Genomic DNA, 17102 nt, shown 5'->3' on the forward strand with positions numbered 1-17102 from the left:
CGCGAACCGCACAACTCTTATGTCGAACGCCAATAGTCCTCCCCCGTTGCCGCCCGTCACAGGCCCGGGATCGCCGCAGGACGTGCCACCACTGCCAGGCAGCGTGCCGATCGACCCGGCCACGCTGCCCGAAGCGATCCGCGAGGAATTGCTGGCGCCCGACCCGGTCGCCATCGACACGTCCGCCGCCGAGTTGAAGGACGGCCTCAACCGCTGCCCGAAATGCGGCGCGACCGATATCCGGCACAAGCCCGGCAGCGATCTGCTGGTCTGCCTGTATTGCCGCAACGAATGGCAGGGCGCGCGGGTCGAGGAGGAATTCGGTTTCGGCGAGGGCATCGCACAGCTCAAGGGCACGGTCATCGCGTCCGGTGCGCGCGACATCGCAGCCGACGTCGCCAGCCTGATGAGCTTCAAGTGCACCGGCTGCGGTGCCGAGGTGACGGTCAATACCGACAACGCGATGACGGCGCGCTGCCACTGGTGCCGGCACGTGCTCGGCGTCAACGAACAGGTGGCGAACGGCGCGGTGCCCGACGCGGTGCTGCCCTTCCACATCAAGAAGGACGACGCGGTCGCGCGCATCCGCCAGTTCGTCGACAAGCGGCGTTTGTTCGCGCTGAAGGCATTCAAGGAACAGTTCACGCCCGAGAACGTGGTCGGCGTCTACCTGCCCTACATGATCGTTGACGGCAACGTCAGCGTGGAGGTCGCCGGCCAGGGTGAGATACAAACGCGCGAATACACGCGCGGCACTGGCGACAAGAAGAAGACCTACTACGACGCCGATGTGTACCAGGTGGAACGCCAGGTGGACTTCACCGTGGACGACCTGCCGCTGGAATCCTCCACCGAACGCGGCAACCTGGATACGAAAACCAACACCAACAACATCATCAACACGATCCTGCCCTTCGACACCAAGAACGCGGTGAAGTGGAACGCTTCCTACCTGTCCGGTTTCACTTCGGAGAAGCGCAACACCGATGTCGAACGCCTGCGTCCGCGCCTTGAGGACCAACTGCTGTCGGTCGGTCGCGCCCAGGTCGAAGCCTCGGTGAGCCGCTACGGTCGCGGCGTGCGCTGGGAACAGGAACGCCTCAGTGTCCACGGCACGCGCTGGGTATCGATGTACCTGCCGGTCTGGCTGTATTCCTACCATCAGCCGGGTTCCAATGGCGGCATGCTGCATTACATCGCGGTGAACGGCCGCACCGGCGAGACCATGGGCAGCGTGCCGGTACAGCAGTGGAAGCTGCTCACGGCCGCGCTCACGGTAGGCACGTTCCTTGAAGGCATCGCACTCTGGATCATGGTGGGCACCTCATGAGCGACGACAATGGACTCTGGCTGCTGGCCATCGGCCCGGCCGGCGCAACAGCGCTGTACTGGGCCTTGTACCGGTATTACCGCAACACCGACAAATCGCACGCCTTCGAACGCGAAACGGCAGTCGAGGCACAGCCGGTGACGGGCTCGGACGAGAAAATAGGCGAGAACAACGGGACGCGAGAGACGAGCATCTCCGGCAATAACGTAAGTGCGTATCGCACGCGCGTGGAGCGCATGCGGGACGATGCCGGATAGCGGATCCGCGGAAAGGCCCGACGTAGCCCGGGTAGAGCGCAGCGAAACCCGGGGCGCCAACATCGGAACGCCACGGCTCCAGCGATGCCTGTCGAAAATGGACCGATTACACGAGCTGTACGCAGATCAAAGGCCCCGGGTTTCGCTACGCTCTACCCAGGCTACGTCACTCGCTCGGCGTCGAGTCGCGCGCGCGACTTGGCATCGCCTAGCGCCACCGTGCCCGGACTGTAGGCGATACCTACGACGCTGTGGTGTTGCGGTAGTATCGGAATCCTCACTCAATAGCGTCGGCGAAATAGACGCTGACTCGCATGTTCGAACACTACCGAAGGAGAAGTCCATGAAGGCTTTGATCGCGCTCGTTGCTGCTGCGCTCGTGGCGTGTCCAGTGGCGGCACAGGTGCCGACCGGCAAGATGGGGGAGCTGCGTCCGGACCAGAAGCAATTCTTCGAGCTCTACAAGGAACTGGTCGAGACCGACACCACGGTCACCAACGGTAGCTGCACCCAGGCCGCGGCGCAGATCGCGGCGCGATTGAAGGCGGCCGGTTTCGCTGACGACCAGATCACTCTGTTCTCCGTGCCCGAACATCCGAAGGAAGGCGGGATCGTGGCGATCTATCCCGGCACGTCGACCACGCTCAAGCCGATCCTGCTGCTGGCCCATATCGACGTGGTGGCGGCCAACCGCGCCGACTGGGAGCGTGATCCGTTCAAGCTGGTCGAGGAGAACGGCTACTACTACGCCCGCGGCATCGCCGACGACAAAATGATGGCAGCGACCTGGGCCGATGCCCTAATCCGCTTCAGGCAGGACGGCTACAAGCCGGCGCGTACCGTCAAGATGGCCCTGACCTGCGGCGAGGAGACCGACACCGCGTTCAATGGCGCGCAGTACCTCGCCAACCACAAGCGCGACCTGATCGATGCGGCCTTTGCGCTCAACGAAGGCGGCGGCGGCGATACCGACGGCAAGGGCCACCTCGTGGCACAGTCGATCCAGGTCGGCGAGAAGATCTATCAGGACTATAGGCTGGTCGCCACCAATCCGGGAGGACACAGCTCCCAGCCGGTGCGCAACAACGCGATCTACGCCATCTCCGACGCGCTGCTGAAGATCCGCGAGCACGAGTTCCCAGCCGAGTTCAATGCCACCACCCGCGTCTTCTTCGAGCGTGCCGGTGCTGCGCGCAAGGACGCCATGGGAAAGGCGATGGCGGCGCTGGCGAAGGATCCGGGCGACGCCGACGCGGCGGTGGTGGTCAATACCGACAAGGGTTTCCATTCGATGCTGCGCACGACCTGCGTGGCGACCATGATCGACGGCGGCCACGCGGTCAATGCGTTGCCGCAACGGGTGCAAGCCAACGTCAACTGCCGCATCTTTCCTGGCCATACGCCGGCCGAGATCAAGGACCAGTTGGCCGGCATCATCGGCAACCCCGACATATCGATCGAGCTGGCGCGCAAGGACAAGCCACTGGCCAAGTCACCGCCGCTCGATCCGGCCATCATCGGCCCGATGGAGGCGCTGAGCGCGAAGTACTTCCCCGGCGTGCCGGTGATCCCGTCGCTCTCGACCGGTGCGACCGACGGGCTCTACCTGTCGGCGGTGGGAATCCCGACTTACGGCGCGCCAGGCATGTGGGGCGACCCCGACGGCAACGGCGCCCATGGCCTCAATGAACGTCTTGAAGTGCGTTCTGTCTACGTCGGCCGCGATTACCTGTTCGACCTGGTCAAGGCGTTGGCACAGTAAGGAGAACGCCGTCAGTCGCAGGCATAGGACGGAACCTGCACAGCGGGTTCCGCCATTGCCTCGTCTGGGCGCTCGATACCGTAACGGGAAATGAGGGGCGGCTCATTCTGACCTCCCCCAATTCCTAAGGCGGGATTCTTTCTTCAGCCTAGACGCAGCTCCTGCCTGCCGCCGGTTCTACAGGCGGCATAGATGGCATCGATGATCTTCAGGTCTTTCAGTCCTTCTTCTCCGTCGACCGGGACCACGGGTGTGTTGCCGTCCAGCAGGATGCCGGCCATCTCGTCCATCTGAATGGTCTGGTGCATGGCGTGCGGCTGCGTGAGTTCGCCTTTGTGGGTACGGCCTTCGATGGGGCCATAGCCGGTGGCGGGCTGCAGTTCGGCGAATCCCTGTTCGCCGGTCATGAAAAAGCGGTCCAGATGGTTCATCTGATAGGTGGACAGGCAGGAAGCCACCGCTCCGCTGGGGAAGCCGAGCTGGAACTGGATGGTTTCATCCACCCCATCCTTGAATTTGATCGGATCGGTCTTGGTTTGCTGCGCAGTTACCCATACCGGATCTTCGCCCACCATGTAACGGGCGCCGTTGATGGCGTAGATGCCGATATCCATCAACGACCCACCGCCTGCCAGCGCCTTATTGAGCCGCCACTGTCCGGGATCGCCGATGTCGAAGCCGCTCAGCCCCTGGAAGAACAGGATGTTTCCGAAATCGCCTGCCTTGCGCATGCGGATTACTTCCAGCGTCTTGGGCTCGAAATGCAACCGATAGCCCACCAGCAGTTTCACGCCGGCGTCGGCGCAGGCGTCGATCATCTCACGCCCTTCCTTGGCGTTGATCGCCATTGGTTTTTCGCAGATGACATGCTTTCCCGCCTTGGCGATGCGGATCACCTGGTCGCGATGCAGTGCATTGGGGGTGATGACGTAAACCGCATCGATGTCCGGATCGTCTTTGACGCGGTCGAAATTCTCATAGTTGTAGCGGTTCTTTTCCGGTACGCCGAATTTCGTTCCCCACTCCTGGAGTTTGGAAGGCGTTCCGCTGATGAGCCCGGTCACTTGGGCGCGCTTGCAGGATTGCATGGCTTCCGCCACCCGGGCGGCATAGCTGCCCAATCCCATCAGCGCGACGCGCAGCGTCTTACCCTGGTGGCTGCCGGTGCTGGCGCGATCCGTTTGAGCGAGTGCCCGATGTGACGACAACATCGGCACGACTACGGTCGAAGCCATCAGCTTCTGCAGGAAATTGCGACGAAGATGATCCATTGTCATGACGGTGACCTTTCTGACTACGCGGTCGAACAACTGTACAGGCAGATTGGCTTCGCAAAAAAGGGCGCAAGTCCGTTTATCGGACTTCGCAGGTGGGTTAGGCCTATCGCGCTTCGTTCCAGCGTCAATGGTGGGCAGGGGTCCACTCTTTCCTGGTCATGGGGTCCAACGCCTGATTCAACCTTCCTCACAGATTCTGCGCCTGGTTTTAACCAGGATTGTGCAAGGGTCGCCAACACAGATTGCGAGTGCGCTCGCGTGATGATCTAGAGGAGGTAGCAGCATGGCATCTGTTAGATACATTGCGAACGATATCGATAAATCCGTGGATTTTTACCGTGACCGCCTGGGCTTTGAGGTCGAGAAGCACAACCCAGGAAAGTTCGCCGAAATGACGCTTGAGGATTTGCATCTTTTCCTCAACGCGCCCGGAGCGGGCAGCGCCGGGAAAGCAGGCGGGAATCCCCAGCCAGGTGGGTGGAGCAGATTCATGGTGGTAACGGATGATCTCGACGGGATGATCGACGAACTGCGTAACGCGGGGGCAAGTTTCCGTGGCGAAGTGGCCGAGGCGGGTGCAGGACGGCAAATCCTGCTGCAAGACCCCTCGGGGAATGTCGTCGAGTTGTTCGAATACGCAAAGCATTCAAGTGAAACAGCAGCAGCGAAACGGGCGGCCCACTAACGCCTGGATTAAAGGGAATGGACATAACTAGGCTGAAGCTTGACGGTAGAAAAAACGTGTCAGGGGCCACGTCTGACGCGACAAATTGTTCCTGATACTCTTTCGCCCGAATAACGACCTCGAGCGCGGGGAGTGGCGGACATGGCGACCTTCGTGTTGATCCATGGCGGCGGAGACGTCGGCTGGTACTGGCATTTGCTGGAGGCGGAGTTGCGTTCGCGCGGTCACGACGTGGTCGCTCCCGACCTGCCGTGCGACGACTCCTCCGCGGGCCTGAGTGAGTACGCGGACGCCGTGGTCGAAGCTGTCGGAGATCGGAGGAATCTGGTGGTCGTGGGCCAATCGTATGGCGGCTTCACCGCACCGCTGGTGGCCGATCGGCTCCCGGTCGATGTGCTGGTTCTGCTGGCCGCGATGATTCCGGTTCCCGGGGAGACCCCGGAGGACTGGTGGACCAATACCGGCTACACGGAAGCCGCGCGGGAGCAGGCGGAGCGCGACGGCGGAAAGACCGGCAGCGACGACCAGATCGTCAGTTACTACAACGGCGTTCCGCGCGCACTGGCCGAGGAGGCTTTGAGCAGGGCACGCGAGGAGTCGATGACCGCCTGGCGTACGCCGTGGCCGCTCGATGCGTGGCCGGACGTGCCGACGAAGTTCGTGCTGTGCAAGGACGACCACCTTTTCCCGCCCGACTTCTTGCGCCGGCTTGCGGCAGAGCGCCTGGGCATCACCCCCGACGAGATTCCCGGCTGCCACTGCGTTGCGCTGAGCCATCCGAAAGAGTTGGCCGACGTCTTGGTGGGTTACATCGCCGGCTGATGCCGTGCGAAAAGCCTTTACGCTCCGGGGGGTTACTTTCCGCGGTGTAAAGTTATCCGGCTGATGGAGACTAAAAGGTGATTGAGCTCCAATCTCTCGGACAGCCGTCGTAGGCCCGTATAGAAAAAGGAGTCGGGGTTCGTTAGCCGTCATGCGCAAAGTGGAAGCGTACGATGGCCATACATAACGCAAACAGATAACCGTAAGAAAAACGGTCTATCCTGAGAGTTTGTTGTCCACGCCGAGCGCGCCATGAACCCATTGCCGCCATGGCCAGGCCGGCCAGTACAGGTGTCACGGCTAGATTAACCAAGCGCCAAGTCTCCTCCTGCACCAAGGGCTCTGGTAATACGAATAGGCTTAGGCCACCGGCCGTCGCGCCAAAGATGGCGTAGCCGATGGCAGCGAGCCATGGGTTGGGCGGCTTGCGGAATGGTTCGGTAGTGGAACGCAGCCCAATCTCCGCTAGGAGCTCGACGACGATCTGCAGCAGGAACTCGGCAAAGAACTCAAAGAGAAGTTCGAGCAATTGAGATCTCCGTGATGATGGCTAATGCCTGACGCGGACGACCCACGAAGCGGTGTTGGCTTGGATGAATTGCTAGGCCTGCGTGCTATTAGCCTTGAACGCACGATAGTTGGTCAGGAAGAGGACTGCCGAGTAAGCGATGAACCCCAAGCCTAAGATCGCGGTGAAGGTGCTCGGGCCACGGGGTGAGAACAAGCCATAGCCGGCGAAGACCAACCCCATGAACGCTGTGAAAGTTGGAACTACATACCAAATTTTTGGAGCCATGCGCTGCGCTTGGCTGTTGCGAGTAATTAGGGTGTTGATGCTCTCAACAGCCTGCTCGTGCGTATCTCGGCAGGCAAGCCCATGGCCAAGATCCGTGAGGCAGGCGGGGCACAAGCCCTTGCCACAGTGCTTGCAGGAACCGACCGAATCTTTGTCTTGATGGTTGAAGCAGCGCATATGTATCTCCGCAGGCGTACGCCTGACACAGCTTGCCCGCGAAGCGGGTTCGGTTTGAATGAATTGTTAGGGCCCGCCCGCAATGCGATTTAAAGGAATCTTTGGGATCAGGTAGTAGCCAATTGAGAGGCACAAGCCGAACGTAGATAAAAGACTAAGGACATGCAATGTTGCCGACTCCAAGACTTGAAACTGCATCAACAGGATGGATGTGCGAGGAAAGCCACTCATGAGATCCCAGATTACAGGCGCAAATACTGCGCCCCAGCCAACCGGAACGACGACGGGTGTGAGAATGACCACTCCTGCGATTGAAACTGAGAATGCTTTTGCAGTCCTAGTCATTGGTACGAATAGCAGCACAAAAACTAGGAGGACAAAAGGCAGTAACGCCAACAAATACAGCTTTATGTAAAGGAGTAGTAGTCCGTCCATGGGGGGCTAACGCCTGAATTAAGCCGACCCGTGAAGCGGGTTCGGCTTGAATGAATTGTTAGCCCCTAAACTGGACTCCCCAAGTGTTGTCCTTTGGAACTCGATGACTTTGTCAAACGTGAACTTGCCTCGCTGAGTGGCCTGATCCCAGTTGAACCGCCCGGTAGCCTTGACTTCAAATACTCGCAACGTCATATCTCGACTGTCGCCCCACACGGCATCATCAAACCTCGCAACAGTGGGGTCGATAAGCGTATCGGGGAAGTAAGGGTCAATATAGGTGGCTTTGCATCTGGAATCTTTGAGCGATGAGGAGTGCCTAAGATCAGTTATGTAAATAGCACTTAGATCGATCGCTTTCCCGTCGAACGAGCCTGGCGAGGCAGATAGGGCACACACTGAAACCACTTCGCTTTTGATCGAGCACCCGTTTATCAGCGCGGAAGCGAGAGTCGCCGCAAATAGCGTAAAACGTCTCATAAGGCTAACTACGATCAGACCCCAAACGGGGTGTAGTGCGGATTGTGGGTGTGGCCTGGGAAGCTCGTCAATCTGTACACACAACACAAGGGGTTACGGCGATATCGCGGGTCGGCGGCGCATGCAACATTTCCTGACTGGCTCGCCGGTCGTCGCGCTCGCCGAAGCCGCCGGCGGCTTCCACGGCTATGCCCCAGTCCGCGGGCGGCCATTCCTGGGTGATGCAGCCCATCCTCACGCCGCCAGTACGGACGCCACCTACAATCGCAGCGTCTACAGACAGGAGGCACGCACATGTCATCGTTAGCGATCTATATCTTGGGTATGGTGGTGTTGATCGGTGGTTTGGCCTATGGCGCGCATCTGGCCGGCCTGGCCCCGCAATGGATCGGAGTGGGTGCGATCGTGCTGCTGGGCATCGGCATCGTCACCGCGGTGTCCCGGACCCGGAGCAAGGATCCCCCCGTCGAACCAGGTCCTTGAGCCCCAAGCCCCGCCGCCGGCATCAGATTGGCGTAGGCCAACACCAGGCTCCGTAGGACGGGTCGAGCGCGGCGGCTTTCAATAGCGAAGCTGGTCTACCCACTGCGCCATAGATTGCGTTAACTCCACTAGCCAACGCCTTTGCCCTGAGACTGCTAGATGCCGGGTTGACGAAACCAAGCCAGCCTATGGCACTTCACGCACCGGACTCGCGTTGCAGGCTTGTGCCTGATCTCTCTGGCAAGGGCCGATCGCTATCTGACGGCGGCGGACCGTCGCAACCCTTCGCGTGCTCGGTAGACGGCTTGCCGCCGCGGAGGCGGCGGCAAATAGCTCGCTGTCGACACCGGGGCGGCGAGGGTTGCGGGCAGTCCGTTGCGTAGCATTGGTTGTGAGTTTCCGCCCGTATACCTTGGACGAATGCTGCAGCCTGAGCCATGCAATACGGTCATGGCATGCCACTGGGCCACCACGACCGCATCGGCGCAGCCATCTCCGTTCAAGTCACCGATGGCCTGGCTGGTCGGGCCGATGCTGGGGCCCCCGCCCCCGGTGTAACGGAATACTTGGTTCTGCAGGCCGTCCAGGCCCTGCAGTAGGTAGCCAATGCGATCCTGGTTGGAATGTGCAACCAGAAGGTCGTTGTAACCATCGTTGTCGAGGTCGCCTACATCGAGCGCGGTCGCTGAGTGATAGGAAGATTTGACTCTGGCGGTGCTCTCCAGCGTTCCGTCGGGCTTTTGTGCATACACATGCACCTCGGTGCGCAGGACGCTTTCGGCAGTCGCCACCAGGTCATCGAGCCCATCATGGGTGAAATCGGCCACAACCAGTTTGTTCAGCATCAGCAGTTCCATGCCTGTCGTCAGCACCGAGTTGATCTTGGTGACGGGACGGTAACCCTGCTGGCCGTCGTGGAGATAGATAAGTACAGGATGCCGCTGGATTTGCGCCTGATAGTCGTATTCGGTTACCCGTAGCGCCAAATCCGGAAAACCATCCGAATTGAGGTCGCCAGTGGTAAGCGAGTAGGCCTTCTCGCTGTCATGTTCGACCGAGCCGAACGTATAGAGGCTTGTATGGGCGGCAATGCCACCAAACCCGTCCCCGTAGTGGATGACGAGACGACTACGCGGATCACCGATTTCGCCATAGGCCAGAGCACTGTGCGAAACCACATCGAGATGCCCATCTCGATTGACATCAAGCACGACCGAAGGCACGTCGAAGGCGCGATCGGCTGTGTATGAGCTGTTCCGGAATCCTCCTTGGCCGTCCGCGACCAGCAGCGAAATGCCACGTCCGCGCGTCAATACCAAGTCCTTGATGCCGTCCTCATTGAAGTCCCCAACCGCCGTAGCGAAAGGGATGTTGTAGTAAGGCCCGTTATCCGCGGCGCTGAGTGGGTACGGGATGGCCCCACCCAGCTCGCCAGAGGGGAGTTGTGGAAGCAGGTACAGAAGATAGTGATTCTCGGCGGAGGCGCCGGCGATAATGGTCGCGATGTCGTCACGGCCATCCCCAGTGAAGTCGGCAATCTCTGCAGAAACGAATTCAGGGCCGATGACCCCGCCCTCCAAAATCCACTCTGGCGGCGGCGCGTACTGTCGGAAAATATCCAGGCTGTATGCGCCAGCTGCCTTGATTGCGGCAGGTCCGAAACTACTGACCCTCAAAGCAGGTTGGACCGCCTGCTCGGCGCTCATGCGCTCTTTTGATAACGATACCGGCGTGGCTGCAGGTAACGCCTCGAAACGAGACGACCGCAGTCCCAGCGCAACCAACGCGCCTATCAATGCATAAACCGCAAACTTCAATATTGTTGCCATGCTTCCCCTGTCACAGCTTCGCCCCTGGTGCAATCTAGTGTAGCCGAAGCTCGATGGGCCGCTGGGGAAAGTAGGAGCGTGGGACAGTGGGCTAGTGCCACTAAGCCTTTGGTCCTTGTGTTTCTTCTATTTCACAGCCCCTGCCGCGCAAACAGTTCGAACGCAACCGTTGCCCAAAACACGGCGGCCGCCAAAACCAGCCACCGGCTAATTCTTCTATGCAATGCGCTTCCCCAAGCGGAATGAAAAACATTTTCGCGCCAGAGACCGCGTGCGCCACCAGCGCTAACGTCTGGTGGCTCCTTCCCTGGAGCCGTTAACTCGTTATTGTCTGTAGATGCGTCGGTTCACGGCAACGTAAATAATTCACATAACAACCTCGTTGGAGGCCTTTCGCTACACCGCACATGCATGACCAACTATTTTTGACAAAACTAACCAAATCTTTCTCGATGTTGCAGATTGCGGCCTCGCCCAGGAGGCCGGCGATGCCTGCCGAGACGCTTCACCTCCTGCACTTTCGTCTTGCGCTAAGGTGGCCGGGCCGCCGATATCGTGGGCATCGCCCGCGTCAACGGCGGACGACGCGAACGAGGAGGCGAACATGACCATGAAGATCAAGGCGACGAAAGTGAACCGCCGGCTACGCGGCATGGCGACGGGGGCGCTACTGGCCATGGCTGCCGTGTCGGCGCTGGCGCATCACGGCTGGTCCTGGGCGGAGGAGAAGCAGGCCACTCTGGAGGGAAAGATCCTGTCGGTGTCGATGGCGCCGCCGCATCCGCAACTGCAGGTCGAGGCTAACGACGGCAGCCGCTGGCAGATCGATCTGGCAAATCCTTCGCAGACCGAGCGCTCCGGCTTCACCGCGAAGAGCGCCAGGGCTGGCGACAAGGTTACGGTGTTGGGCAACCGCAGCAAAGAACCGGGCAAGCGGCACATGAAGGCAGTGCGCATCACCATCGACGGCCGCAACTACGACCTGTATCCCGAGCGGTTGGTCGACATGCCGTGAACACGGCCGCGGCTATCGGCCCGACGGTGGTGGACTGGATCGGCAACTGGCCGGGCGCGCACTGGCTTCAGCAATCGGGTACCGCCTACCTGTTCGTCAATGCCGCGCATATTCTCGGCCTGAGTCTGCTGCTGGGTGCAATCCTGCCGCTGGACTTGCGTTTGGTGCTGGGAAGGACACAGGCTGCGTTGTCCGTACTGGCGCCAGTAGCGATACGAACCGCCGCCGTGGGCCTGGTGCTGGCCCTGCTCACCGGCGCATGGCTGTTCTCGGTGAATCCCGGCGACTACCTAGAGAACACGGCCTTCCGCTGGAAGCTGTTGCTGCTCTCGCTGGCGCTATTCAACGTCGCAGTCCAGCACCGGCAATGGCGCTCGCTCGGACTGCCGGAGGCGACGCGCGCATTGCCCATGCGCGTACGCGTGTTGGCGGGAGCATCGGCGCTACTGTGGATTGCGACGTTGGTCGCGGGGCGGTGGATCGGATTCGTTTGATTGTTCTGCGCGCATAGTCGAGCGGCAAGCCACCTGCCGGACAGCCGGCTCCCCCCATGCAGACCATCGCAGCCATACGCGGATTCCTCGACACACCCTGAAAGCCTGGCTCGAGCCACTTCCCGGATAGATCTTTCAATGCTCAACCACCCTGCGGCTGAGACAGCGGTTCGCAGATGGCGCACTGGAATTCGTACGGGTCGTTCGCTTGTGCTTTGGCCAGGGTGCGTCGGATGAAAGCCCTGCGCTCCTTCATCAGAGCGTCCTCGCTTGCGCCATAGGTGACGGCAAGCTTGTAGAGGGCATCGGCGTTCTCGATCGGGCCTCCGGCGAGATTCAGCGTTGCCCAATCCTGTAGAAGATTGGCAATCACGGCGTCCTTGGGGCCGACGAACTGCGTGCGTTCGAACAACTGATAGCTGAGCGCCTGGTTGAGCGCCCACGGCTTCACCGGCTTGCCGTCGTTGCCCGCAGGCAGTTCCGCGGGTAAGGCGGGGACTACGGTCGTAGCGAAGCGAACCCCTGCGACCGAGTAATCCTTCAAGAACCCGGGGTTCTTCGCCAGTGCGAGCTTCGCCTCCAGAATGCGCGCATGAAGCCATTCCGTGCGCAGGTGTTCGTCCTGGTTACGCGCGATGCCGATCCTGATCCAGCGCAACGCCGCTTGGTCCTGGCCCATCAACTCCAGTGCGGTGCCCAGATTGGCGGCCGTTTCGTGACGGCTTGGGAAAAGCCGCTCGATGGAAAGAAACAGCCGGGCCGCTTCGGTGTACTGGCCTTGATAGACGAGCAACACGCCGAGATTGGTCAGATTCCCGAAATCGGGTTGGGTGCGGGCCTGGTCGATGATCGATGAAGCGGAGGACAGCAGATGGTCGCGCTGGGACTGCTTGGCCATGGGGTCGGCCATGTCCTCGCCGATGTACCAGTCCGCATGGAAGCGCCGCCCCGCATGGTCGGTGCCAATGCTGTTGACGCAGGCATGAGCCGCAGGCGCGCACGCCATCGCTACCAACATCGCCATTGCTTTGATATGCATGACTCATCCCCCGATTCGAGTGAACTCTTATTGCGCGGATGCGGATGACTCGTCAAGCCTGCGTGGACACGCTGTCATCACCGTGCTGCGGGCGGCGTCCGCGCGCCGAGGCTTGCCTGCATGCTGTCGCCATCACCAGATTGCCGGAAGCGGGTGCTGGCTACGGCGTGAACCCTTTCCTGCCGCAGCGGCCGGCATGGCCGCCTTCCGCAGGAGCACACGTTTTTTGGAGTGAAGGCGCCGGATGTGGCTGGCAGGCGGTCCAACAGGGGGGACGCCTCACGCATCCGGCGAAGAAGGGGGATAAGCGCCCCGGCTGCCTGCGGGTCTTTCAACGCATGATCGGCGCAGGTTGTCGGGGAACTCGGCCGCAGGCAAGCCCGCGGGCATGCTTGCTTTCCCAAGGGGTATGCGCACCATGAACGACAACAACGGCATCGCAATCCGTGAGGCGGCACTGGGACCGCTGGCCTTCCTTTCGCTGCAGCATCCCGCGCGCTACCGCACGCCCGATGCGCCCAGCAACGAAGAGCGTATCCGCGCCTATCGCAACCTGCTGCCGGTCATGCTCGGCAACACCTATACCTGGGCTTTTCGCCACGCCGTCCTACACCTACACAACACGGACGGGTGAGCACGCGGCGCCCGCGGTGCCAGATCGTGCACCGCGGGCAGGGCCTATGCATCGTGCTGGCTTCGTAGCCTTGCTGCGCTCATTCGACCTTGCGTAGCAGGTGCTTCGATTGCTCGCACACCACCAGTTCGCCCGGTGCGGTTATCGTGCCGACGGCCTGCACGCGATCGCCTGGCTTGAGCGCCTGCACGTTGTCAGGGGACGGTGCTTTGCACAGATTCCAGCGTGCGGGCAGTTGCACGTTGATTGTGCCTGCATCGGTGGAAACCGTGATCACAGCGTTTCCGTCGTAGGCCCACGGGTCGGTGTCGACGCGAACCACTTCGCCTTCGATCATGGCCTGCTGCCCGACCACCAGCGCGGTGCGTGTGGGCGCGGCAGCGCAAGCGGATAACGCGATGAGAATCGAGGCGACTGCGAGCAGACGCGCGCGAGGCACCGTACGGATGCAATGGATCATTGGTGGGGCTCCGGGAGGAAAGGTTTTCCGTTCCGCTTCTTTTTACCGCATCCCGGATTTCGATGCTCAAGTGCCGCAGGCTGGATTGGCCTCACCAATCCAGCCCACTCGATCCGTTTGTCGCCAGATCTATCCTCGCTTCTCGCTAGTCGCTTTGGCCGCCGCTTGCTTGCGTCCCGACTGCTGCCGACCAAGCGCTTCCGGCTTGGCTTGCTGCGCGGCGGCCGCCAATGCTTTCAGACTGCCGGTGAGCTGCCGCGTGGCCTTGATGCCTTCTTCAAGCTCGGCGGCGGCCAATTCCAGATGGCGCGGCAGCAGTTCCAGCAACTGCTTCTGTACGTTGAAGTACGACTTCTCGTCGGCTTCTCCATAACGCTCCAACTGCTGGGTCGCGGCGATGGCCAGCGTGCCCAGCAAGACCTGCCGGCGCAGCTGCGCATCGGGCAGCAAACCCTGTCGCCAACTGTCCAGCGGCTTGATCTTGCGCGACAAGGCTTCGGATACCGGATCCCACGGATCCAGCTCCGGCATCAGGTCTTCCCAGATGCGCGGATCGAATTTCCAGATCGGGTAAAGAATGATGGGCAGCAGGTGGAACTGCACGCAGAAGCCGCGCACGCTGTTGAAATAACCCTCGGCCAGTTGCGCGAAGCCCAGGATATGGCGCAGGTCCAGCGTCTGCAGATACTCGCCATGGAAGCGCGAACCCTTGAATTCCTCCCAACGCGGGTTCAATCGCACCGCCTGCGCCAGTTCGTTCAACCACAGGAATCGCGTGCGGTGTTTGGGAATCAACCAGTACACCAGATTGCGGTAGTACCACATGATCTTTTCGTAGGCCGGCACCGGCGTGTCGCCCGGACCGGAGTAGAAACCCTTCGCCTTGCTGGGATTGAGCCCAGCGAATGACGAAGTGGTACCGATCAAGTTGATGTTGACGAAGTGGTGCCAGGTGGCGTCCACCACCGCACGTCCGATGTTGGCGCGATGCCCGTCGTAGGCCGCGATGACGCCGAAGGAATAATTCCCGCTCATCGGTGAGATGGTGAACGGCGCGCCGAATTCCTGGTTGTAGGTCTCATGCGGCAGCACCTTGGCGTCGGCGATGACTTCCGGTTCCACCTGCACGCCATCGGTGCCCAGCGGGTATTCCGGCTTGCCGCTGCGCCCGGGCAGGTCTTCGTTGCGCGACAGATCGCTGGGGACTTCGCACCAGCCTTCATGCATGTGATCCGGAAGAACATTCACCCGGCCCAGCGGCGAACATAGCAGCGGATGCGGCAGGGTTTTGCGAAACCAGCGGCTGGAGTACACCGTATAGGAACGCGTGCTGATCGGCTGCGGCTCGCCATCGGACTGGTCGTTGAACTGATACGGATAGACGATGCCGTTGTTCGTGCCGCTGTCGGTACCGCGCTGCAAGGTGTCGTGGCGGTCGGCCTCGGTGCCGCTGGGCGCTACGGGTCCGCCGTGCGGTCCAGCGACCGGCGAGGCCCAGCGACGCATGCTGCGCACGCGCGGAATATGCTGATTGATGCTGGCGCCCAGGTCTTCGTGATCGCCCACGGCCAGGAAGCCACCGCCCGCTTCCATGAAAGCGGCCACGGCCGCGGCTTCCGCCTGGCGACTCGCATCGGAGCCAACCGGATCCTCTGCCTTGGACGCGATCGACAGGAAGAAACACATGTCGAAGCCCGCCAGACTGGCCGCGCTGAAGCGGAAGCCATAGACGTCAGCGCCGATCGGATGGGTCGCCTGCGGTGTGCCGGGAGAAGGATTGGCGCTGCGATGCGCGCGCGTGATCTGCAGAGTGAAACCTTGCCAATCGGTGTCGTTGAGTACCTTGACGAACTCGCCGAGATGGAACTTGTGTGCGGTCGAATTACTGCGTTGGAAGCCGCCGTCATCGTCGGTGACGATGAGGACCTTGACGATAGCCATGAATGAATCTCCTTGGGATAGCCTGCGCCCATGGCGCGTGAGTGCAGGCCTCCATCGTCGCCCCTGTCATCCTGGTGGGGGTGTCTGCTTATGGACAAACGCAGCCGCTCCGATGAGGCGGCCACACTTTTTCTCGAAGTCGTCCAGCTCAGAAGCGGAAGCACGGCAAAGCATGATCCGCATCACATGCGACAGAGGTTTTCTGGCCGTTAAATCCGTCCGGGAAGGAATTTGTGCGCTACGACATGCGGCACAAAAAAGCACGTTCATTATCCGGAAGCGTTTCATGGGGAAACGCATCAATCGAAGGAATGAATCATGAAAACCTATGCAACCCCGTTGTCCATGGCCTTGATCTCGTTGGGGCTCTTCAGCGCTGGCACAGCACAGGCAACTTGCGAAGACACATGCAGGGCCAATTTCCGCGCTTGCAACCAAGCGGGAAATCCGCCTCAACTTTGCACGATCGTGCTGGAGGACTGTTTCAACCAATGTTCGTTGGTGAGGTCCCCGCCGTCCTTGATTTCTCAGGAAGCACAGACGGAAAAAAAGGAACCGATTACGCAATCTGAGTCCGAGACCGCTGGACAGACCCAGGCCGACCTGGTGGCGACCCACTGACAAAACGGCTGTTACGACGTTCGTGCAAGATCGCGATCTTGCACGAACCTGCGACTAAGCAAGGCCGCTCAAGGCCAACGAAGCGAACGCCGGAGCCTGATGGGCCGGAGTTCATAAGCGCTGCGTCAAACCAGCACTTGCCTCGTACTCGCAAGGAACTGGTGGATCTCCTCTTCGGTGCGCCGGTCGATCATGTAGACCGGGCGCATGCCATTCGGGCAAAGCAGGCTGGGCGTCGTCCCGAACAGCCGGCAGATGAGGGGGCGCTCGCTATAGACCTCGCAACCATGCTCGCCCAGGTGCGGGCAACTCAATTCCGCCAGTGCGGCTTCATGCTCGGCTTCGGTTTTGACGGGAAGCCTAGCCATCTCTTCGGAGGAAGCGGTCACCGGCCCGCAGCAATCGTGACAGCCCACGATGCACCTGAAGCTGGGAATGCGCGCGCGCAACTCTTCGAGCTTGCGGTTATTGCTGTCCACGCTGCGCGCCCTCCCGACAATGGCTGCCACCAACGGCATGCTTCATCGACAGTGTATTGCAAGCGGGTGGTGTGGACCGCTTCCTG

Annotated in this window: 18 protein-coding genes; 9 read left to right on the top strand and 9 right to left on the bottom strand. The window is 60.8% G+C overall.

Features of this window, described 5'->3' with window-relative positions; genetic code table 11:
* Window positions 1-19: 19 nt before the first annotated feature.
* The 3 genes from AC1DTQ_RS07835 (at window position 20) to AC1DTQ_RS07845 (ending at window position 3349) form a co-directional block, all read left to right on the top strand.
* The gene (locus AC1DTQ_RS07835; RefSeq protein ID WP_477848950.1) at window positions 20-1330 is read left to right on the top strand and encodes a TFIIB-type zinc ribbon-containing protein; all 1311 of its coding nucleotides are present in this window, start codon (window positions 20-22) and stop codon (window positions 1328-1330) included.
* Window positions 1327-1587: a hypothetical protein gene (locus tag AC1DTQ_RS07840; protein WP_477848951.1), complete on the top strand. Its 261-nt coding sequence runs from the start codon at window positions 1327-1329 to the stop codon at window positions 1585-1587. Before AC1DTQ_RS07835 ends, AC1DTQ_RS07840 begins: the two co-directional genes overlap by 4 nt.
* Window positions 1588-1930: 343 nt before the next feature.
* Window positions 1931-3349, top strand: a complete 1419-nt coding sequence (locus tag AC1DTQ_RS07845) for a M20/M25/M40 family metallo-hydrolase (protein WP_477848952.1) — start codon at window positions 1931-1933, stop codon at window positions 3347-3349.
* A gap of 143 nt (window positions 3350-3492) precedes the next feature.
* Here AC1DTQ_RS07845 and AC1DTQ_RS07850 read toward each other — a convergent pair whose 3' ends face one another.
* Window positions 3493-4626 carry a Gfo/Idh/MocA family protein gene (locus AC1DTQ_RS07850; protein WP_477848953.1) on the bottom strand — a complete coding sequence of 378 codons (1134 nt, stop codon included), beginning with the start codon at window positions 4624-4626 and terminating at the stop codon, window positions 3493-3495.
* A 283-nt stretch (window positions 4627-4909) separates the two neighbouring features.
* Here AC1DTQ_RS07850 and AC1DTQ_RS07855 point away from each other — a divergent pair, with 283 nt between their 5' ends.
* A complete protein-coding gene (locus AC1DTQ_RS07855; RefSeq protein ID WP_477848954.1) occupies window positions 4910-5311 on the top strand; it encodes a VOC family protein in 402 nt (133 codons plus the stop codon).
* 141 nt (window positions 5312-5452) lie between these two features.
* Window positions 5453-6133, top strand: coding sequence for an alpha/beta fold hydrolase (locus AC1DTQ_RS07860; RefSeq protein WP_477848955.1), 681 nt, complete (start codon window positions 5453-5455; stop codon window positions 6131-6133).
* 142 nt (window positions 6134-6275) lie between these two features.
* On the opposite strand, the gene AC1DTQ_RS07865 is transcribed toward AC1DTQ_RS07860, so the two are convergent.
* From AC1DTQ_RS07865 to AC1DTQ_RS07875, 3 genes are all read right to left on the bottom strand, one after another.
* Window positions 6276-6662, bottom strand: coding sequence for a hypothetical protein (locus tag AC1DTQ_RS07865; protein WP_477848956.1), 387 nt, complete (start codon window positions 6660-6662; stop codon window positions 6276-6278).
* Between the two features lie 72 nt (window positions 6663-6734).
* On the bottom strand, window positions 6735-7106 hold the full coding sequence (locus AC1DTQ_RS07870; protein ID WP_477848957.1) for a hypothetical protein: 372 nt from the start codon (window positions 7104-7106) through the stop codon (window positions 6735-6737).
* Between the two features lie 982 nt (window positions 7107-8088).
* Entirely contained in the window at window positions 8089-8253 is a 165-nt protein-coding gene (locus tag AC1DTQ_RS07875) for a hypothetical protein (protein ID WP_477848958.1), read from the bottom strand.
* A gap of 62 nt (window positions 8254-8315) precedes the next feature.
* Between AC1DTQ_RS07875 and AC1DTQ_RS07880 the strand changes: the two genes are divergently transcribed.
* Window positions 8316-8504 carry a hypothetical protein gene (locus AC1DTQ_RS07880; RefSeq protein WP_477848959.1) on the top strand — a complete coding sequence of 63 codons (189 nt, stop codon included), beginning with the start codon at window positions 8316-8318 and terminating at the stop codon, window positions 8502-8504.
* Window positions 8505-8758: 254 nt separating this feature from the next.
* On the opposite strand, the gene AC1DTQ_RS07885 is transcribed toward AC1DTQ_RS07880, so the two are convergent.
* A complete protein-coding gene (locus AC1DTQ_RS07885) occupies window positions 8759-10333 on the bottom strand; it encodes an FG-GAP repeat domain-containing protein (RefSeq protein ID WP_477848960.1) in 1575 nt (524 codons plus the stop codon).
* Window positions 10334-10937: 604 nt separating this feature from the next.
* Here AC1DTQ_RS07885 and AC1DTQ_RS07890 point away from each other — a divergent pair.
* Window positions 10938-11348 (top strand): DUF6152 family protein, encoded by a 411-nt coding sequence (locus AC1DTQ_RS07890; RefSeq protein WP_477848961.1) that lies wholly within the window; start codon window positions 10938-10940, stop codon window positions 11346-11348.
* Entirely contained in the window at window positions 11345-11842 is a 498-nt protein-coding gene (locus AC1DTQ_RS07895) for a DUF6644 family protein (RefSeq protein WP_477848962.1), read from the top strand. Before AC1DTQ_RS07890 ends, AC1DTQ_RS07895 begins: the two co-directional genes overlap by 4 nt.
* A 142-nt stretch (window positions 11843-11984) precedes the next feature.
* Here AC1DTQ_RS07895 and AC1DTQ_RS07900 read toward each other — a convergent pair whose 3' ends face one another.
* Window positions 11985-12881 carry a tetratricopeptide repeat protein gene (locus AC1DTQ_RS07900; protein ID WP_477848963.1) on the bottom strand — a complete coding sequence of 299 codons (897 nt, stop codon included), beginning with the start codon at window positions 12879-12881 and terminating at the stop codon, window positions 11985-11987.
* A 418-nt stretch (window positions 12882-13299) separates the two neighbouring features.
* Between AC1DTQ_RS07900 and AC1DTQ_RS07905 the strand changes: the two genes are divergently transcribed.
* Window positions 13300-13515, top strand: a complete 216-nt coding sequence (locus AC1DTQ_RS07905; protein WP_477848964.1) for a hypothetical protein — start codon at window positions 13300-13302, stop codon at window positions 13513-13515.
* A 79-nt stretch (window positions 13516-13594) separates the two neighbouring features.
* On the opposite strand, the gene AC1DTQ_RS07910 is transcribed toward AC1DTQ_RS07905, so the two are convergent.
* From AC1DTQ_RS07910 to AC1DTQ_RS07920, 3 genes are all read right to left on the bottom strand, one after another.
* Window positions 13595-13975, bottom strand: a complete 381-nt coding sequence (locus tag AC1DTQ_RS07910; protein WP_477848965.1) for a hypothetical protein — start codon at window positions 13973-13975, stop codon at window positions 13595-13597.
* A gap of 129 nt (window positions 13976-14104) precedes the next feature.
* Window positions 14105-15916, bottom strand: coding sequence for a hypothetical protein (locus tag AC1DTQ_RS07915; RefSeq protein ID WP_477848966.1), 1812 nt, complete (start codon window positions 15914-15916; stop codon window positions 14105-14107).
* 746 nt (window positions 15917-16662) lie between these two features.
* The gene (locus tag AC1DTQ_RS07920; protein WP_477848967.1) at window positions 16663-17016 is read right to left on the bottom strand and encodes a YkgJ family cysteine cluster protein; all 354 of its coding nucleotides are present in this window, start codon (window positions 17014-17016) and stop codon (window positions 16663-16665) included.
* Window positions 17017-17102 lie beyond the last annotated feature (86 nt).

Source organism: Pseudoxanthomonas sp. P4_B2 (assembly GCF_056402315.1).

Coding starts and splice junctions, on each gene's coding strand:
- AC1DTQ_RS07905 (WP_477848964.1), top strand. CDS start 13,300: ATGAACGACAACAACGGCATCGCAATCCGTGAGGCGGCACTGGGACCG.
- AC1DTQ_RS07890 (WP_477848961.1), top strand. CDS start 10,938: ATGACCATGAAGATCAAGGCGACGAAAGTGAACCGCCGGCTACGCGGC.
- AC1DTQ_RS07835 (WP_477848950.1), top strand. CDS start 20: ATGTCGAACGCCAATAGTCCTCCCCCGTTGCCGCCCGTCACAGGCCCG.
- AC1DTQ_RS07870 (WP_477848957.1), bottom strand. CDS start 7,106: ATGCGCTGCTTCAACCATCAAGACAAAGATTCGGTCGGTTCCTGCAAG.
- AC1DTQ_RS07875 (WP_477848958.1), bottom strand. CDS start 8,253: ATGGGCTGCATCACCCAGGAATGGCCGCCCGCGGACTGGGGCATAGCC.
- AC1DTQ_RS07845 (WP_477848952.1), top strand. CDS start 1,931: ATGAAGGCTTTGATCGCGCTCGTTGCTGCTGCGCTCGTGGCGTGTCCA.
- AC1DTQ_RS07910 (WP_477848965.1), bottom strand. CDS start 13,975: ATGATCCATTGCATCCGTACGGTGCCTCGCGCGCGTCTGCTCGCAGTC.
- AC1DTQ_RS07900 (WP_477848963.1), bottom strand. CDS start 12,881: ATGCATATCAAAGCAATGGCGATGTTGGTAGCGATGGCGTGCGCGCCT.
- AC1DTQ_RS07885 (WP_477848960.1), bottom strand. CDS start 10,333: ATGGCAACAATATTGAAGTTTGCGGTTTATGCATTGATAGGCGCGTTG.
- AC1DTQ_RS07860 (WP_477848955.1), top strand. CDS start 5,453: ATGGCGACCTTCGTGTTGATCCATGGCGGCGGAGACGTCGGCTGGTAC.
- AC1DTQ_RS07855 (WP_477848954.1), top strand. CDS start 4,910: ATGGCATCTGTTAGATACATTGCGAACGATATCGATAAATCCGTGGAT.
- AC1DTQ_RS07915 (WP_477848966.1), bottom strand. CDS start 15,916: ATGGCTATCGTCAAGGTCCTCATCGTCACCGACGATGACGGCGGCTTC.
- AC1DTQ_RS07850 (WP_477848953.1), bottom strand. CDS start 4,626: ATGACAATGGATCATCTTCGTCGCAATTTCCTGCAGAAGCTGATGGCT.
- AC1DTQ_RS07880 (WP_477848959.1), top strand. CDS start 8,316: ATGTCATCGTTAGCGATCTATATCTTGGGTATGGTGGTGTTGATCGGT.
- AC1DTQ_RS07840 (WP_477848951.1), top strand. CDS start 1,327: ATGAGCGACGACAATGGACTCTGGCTGCTGGCCATCGGCCCGGCCGGC.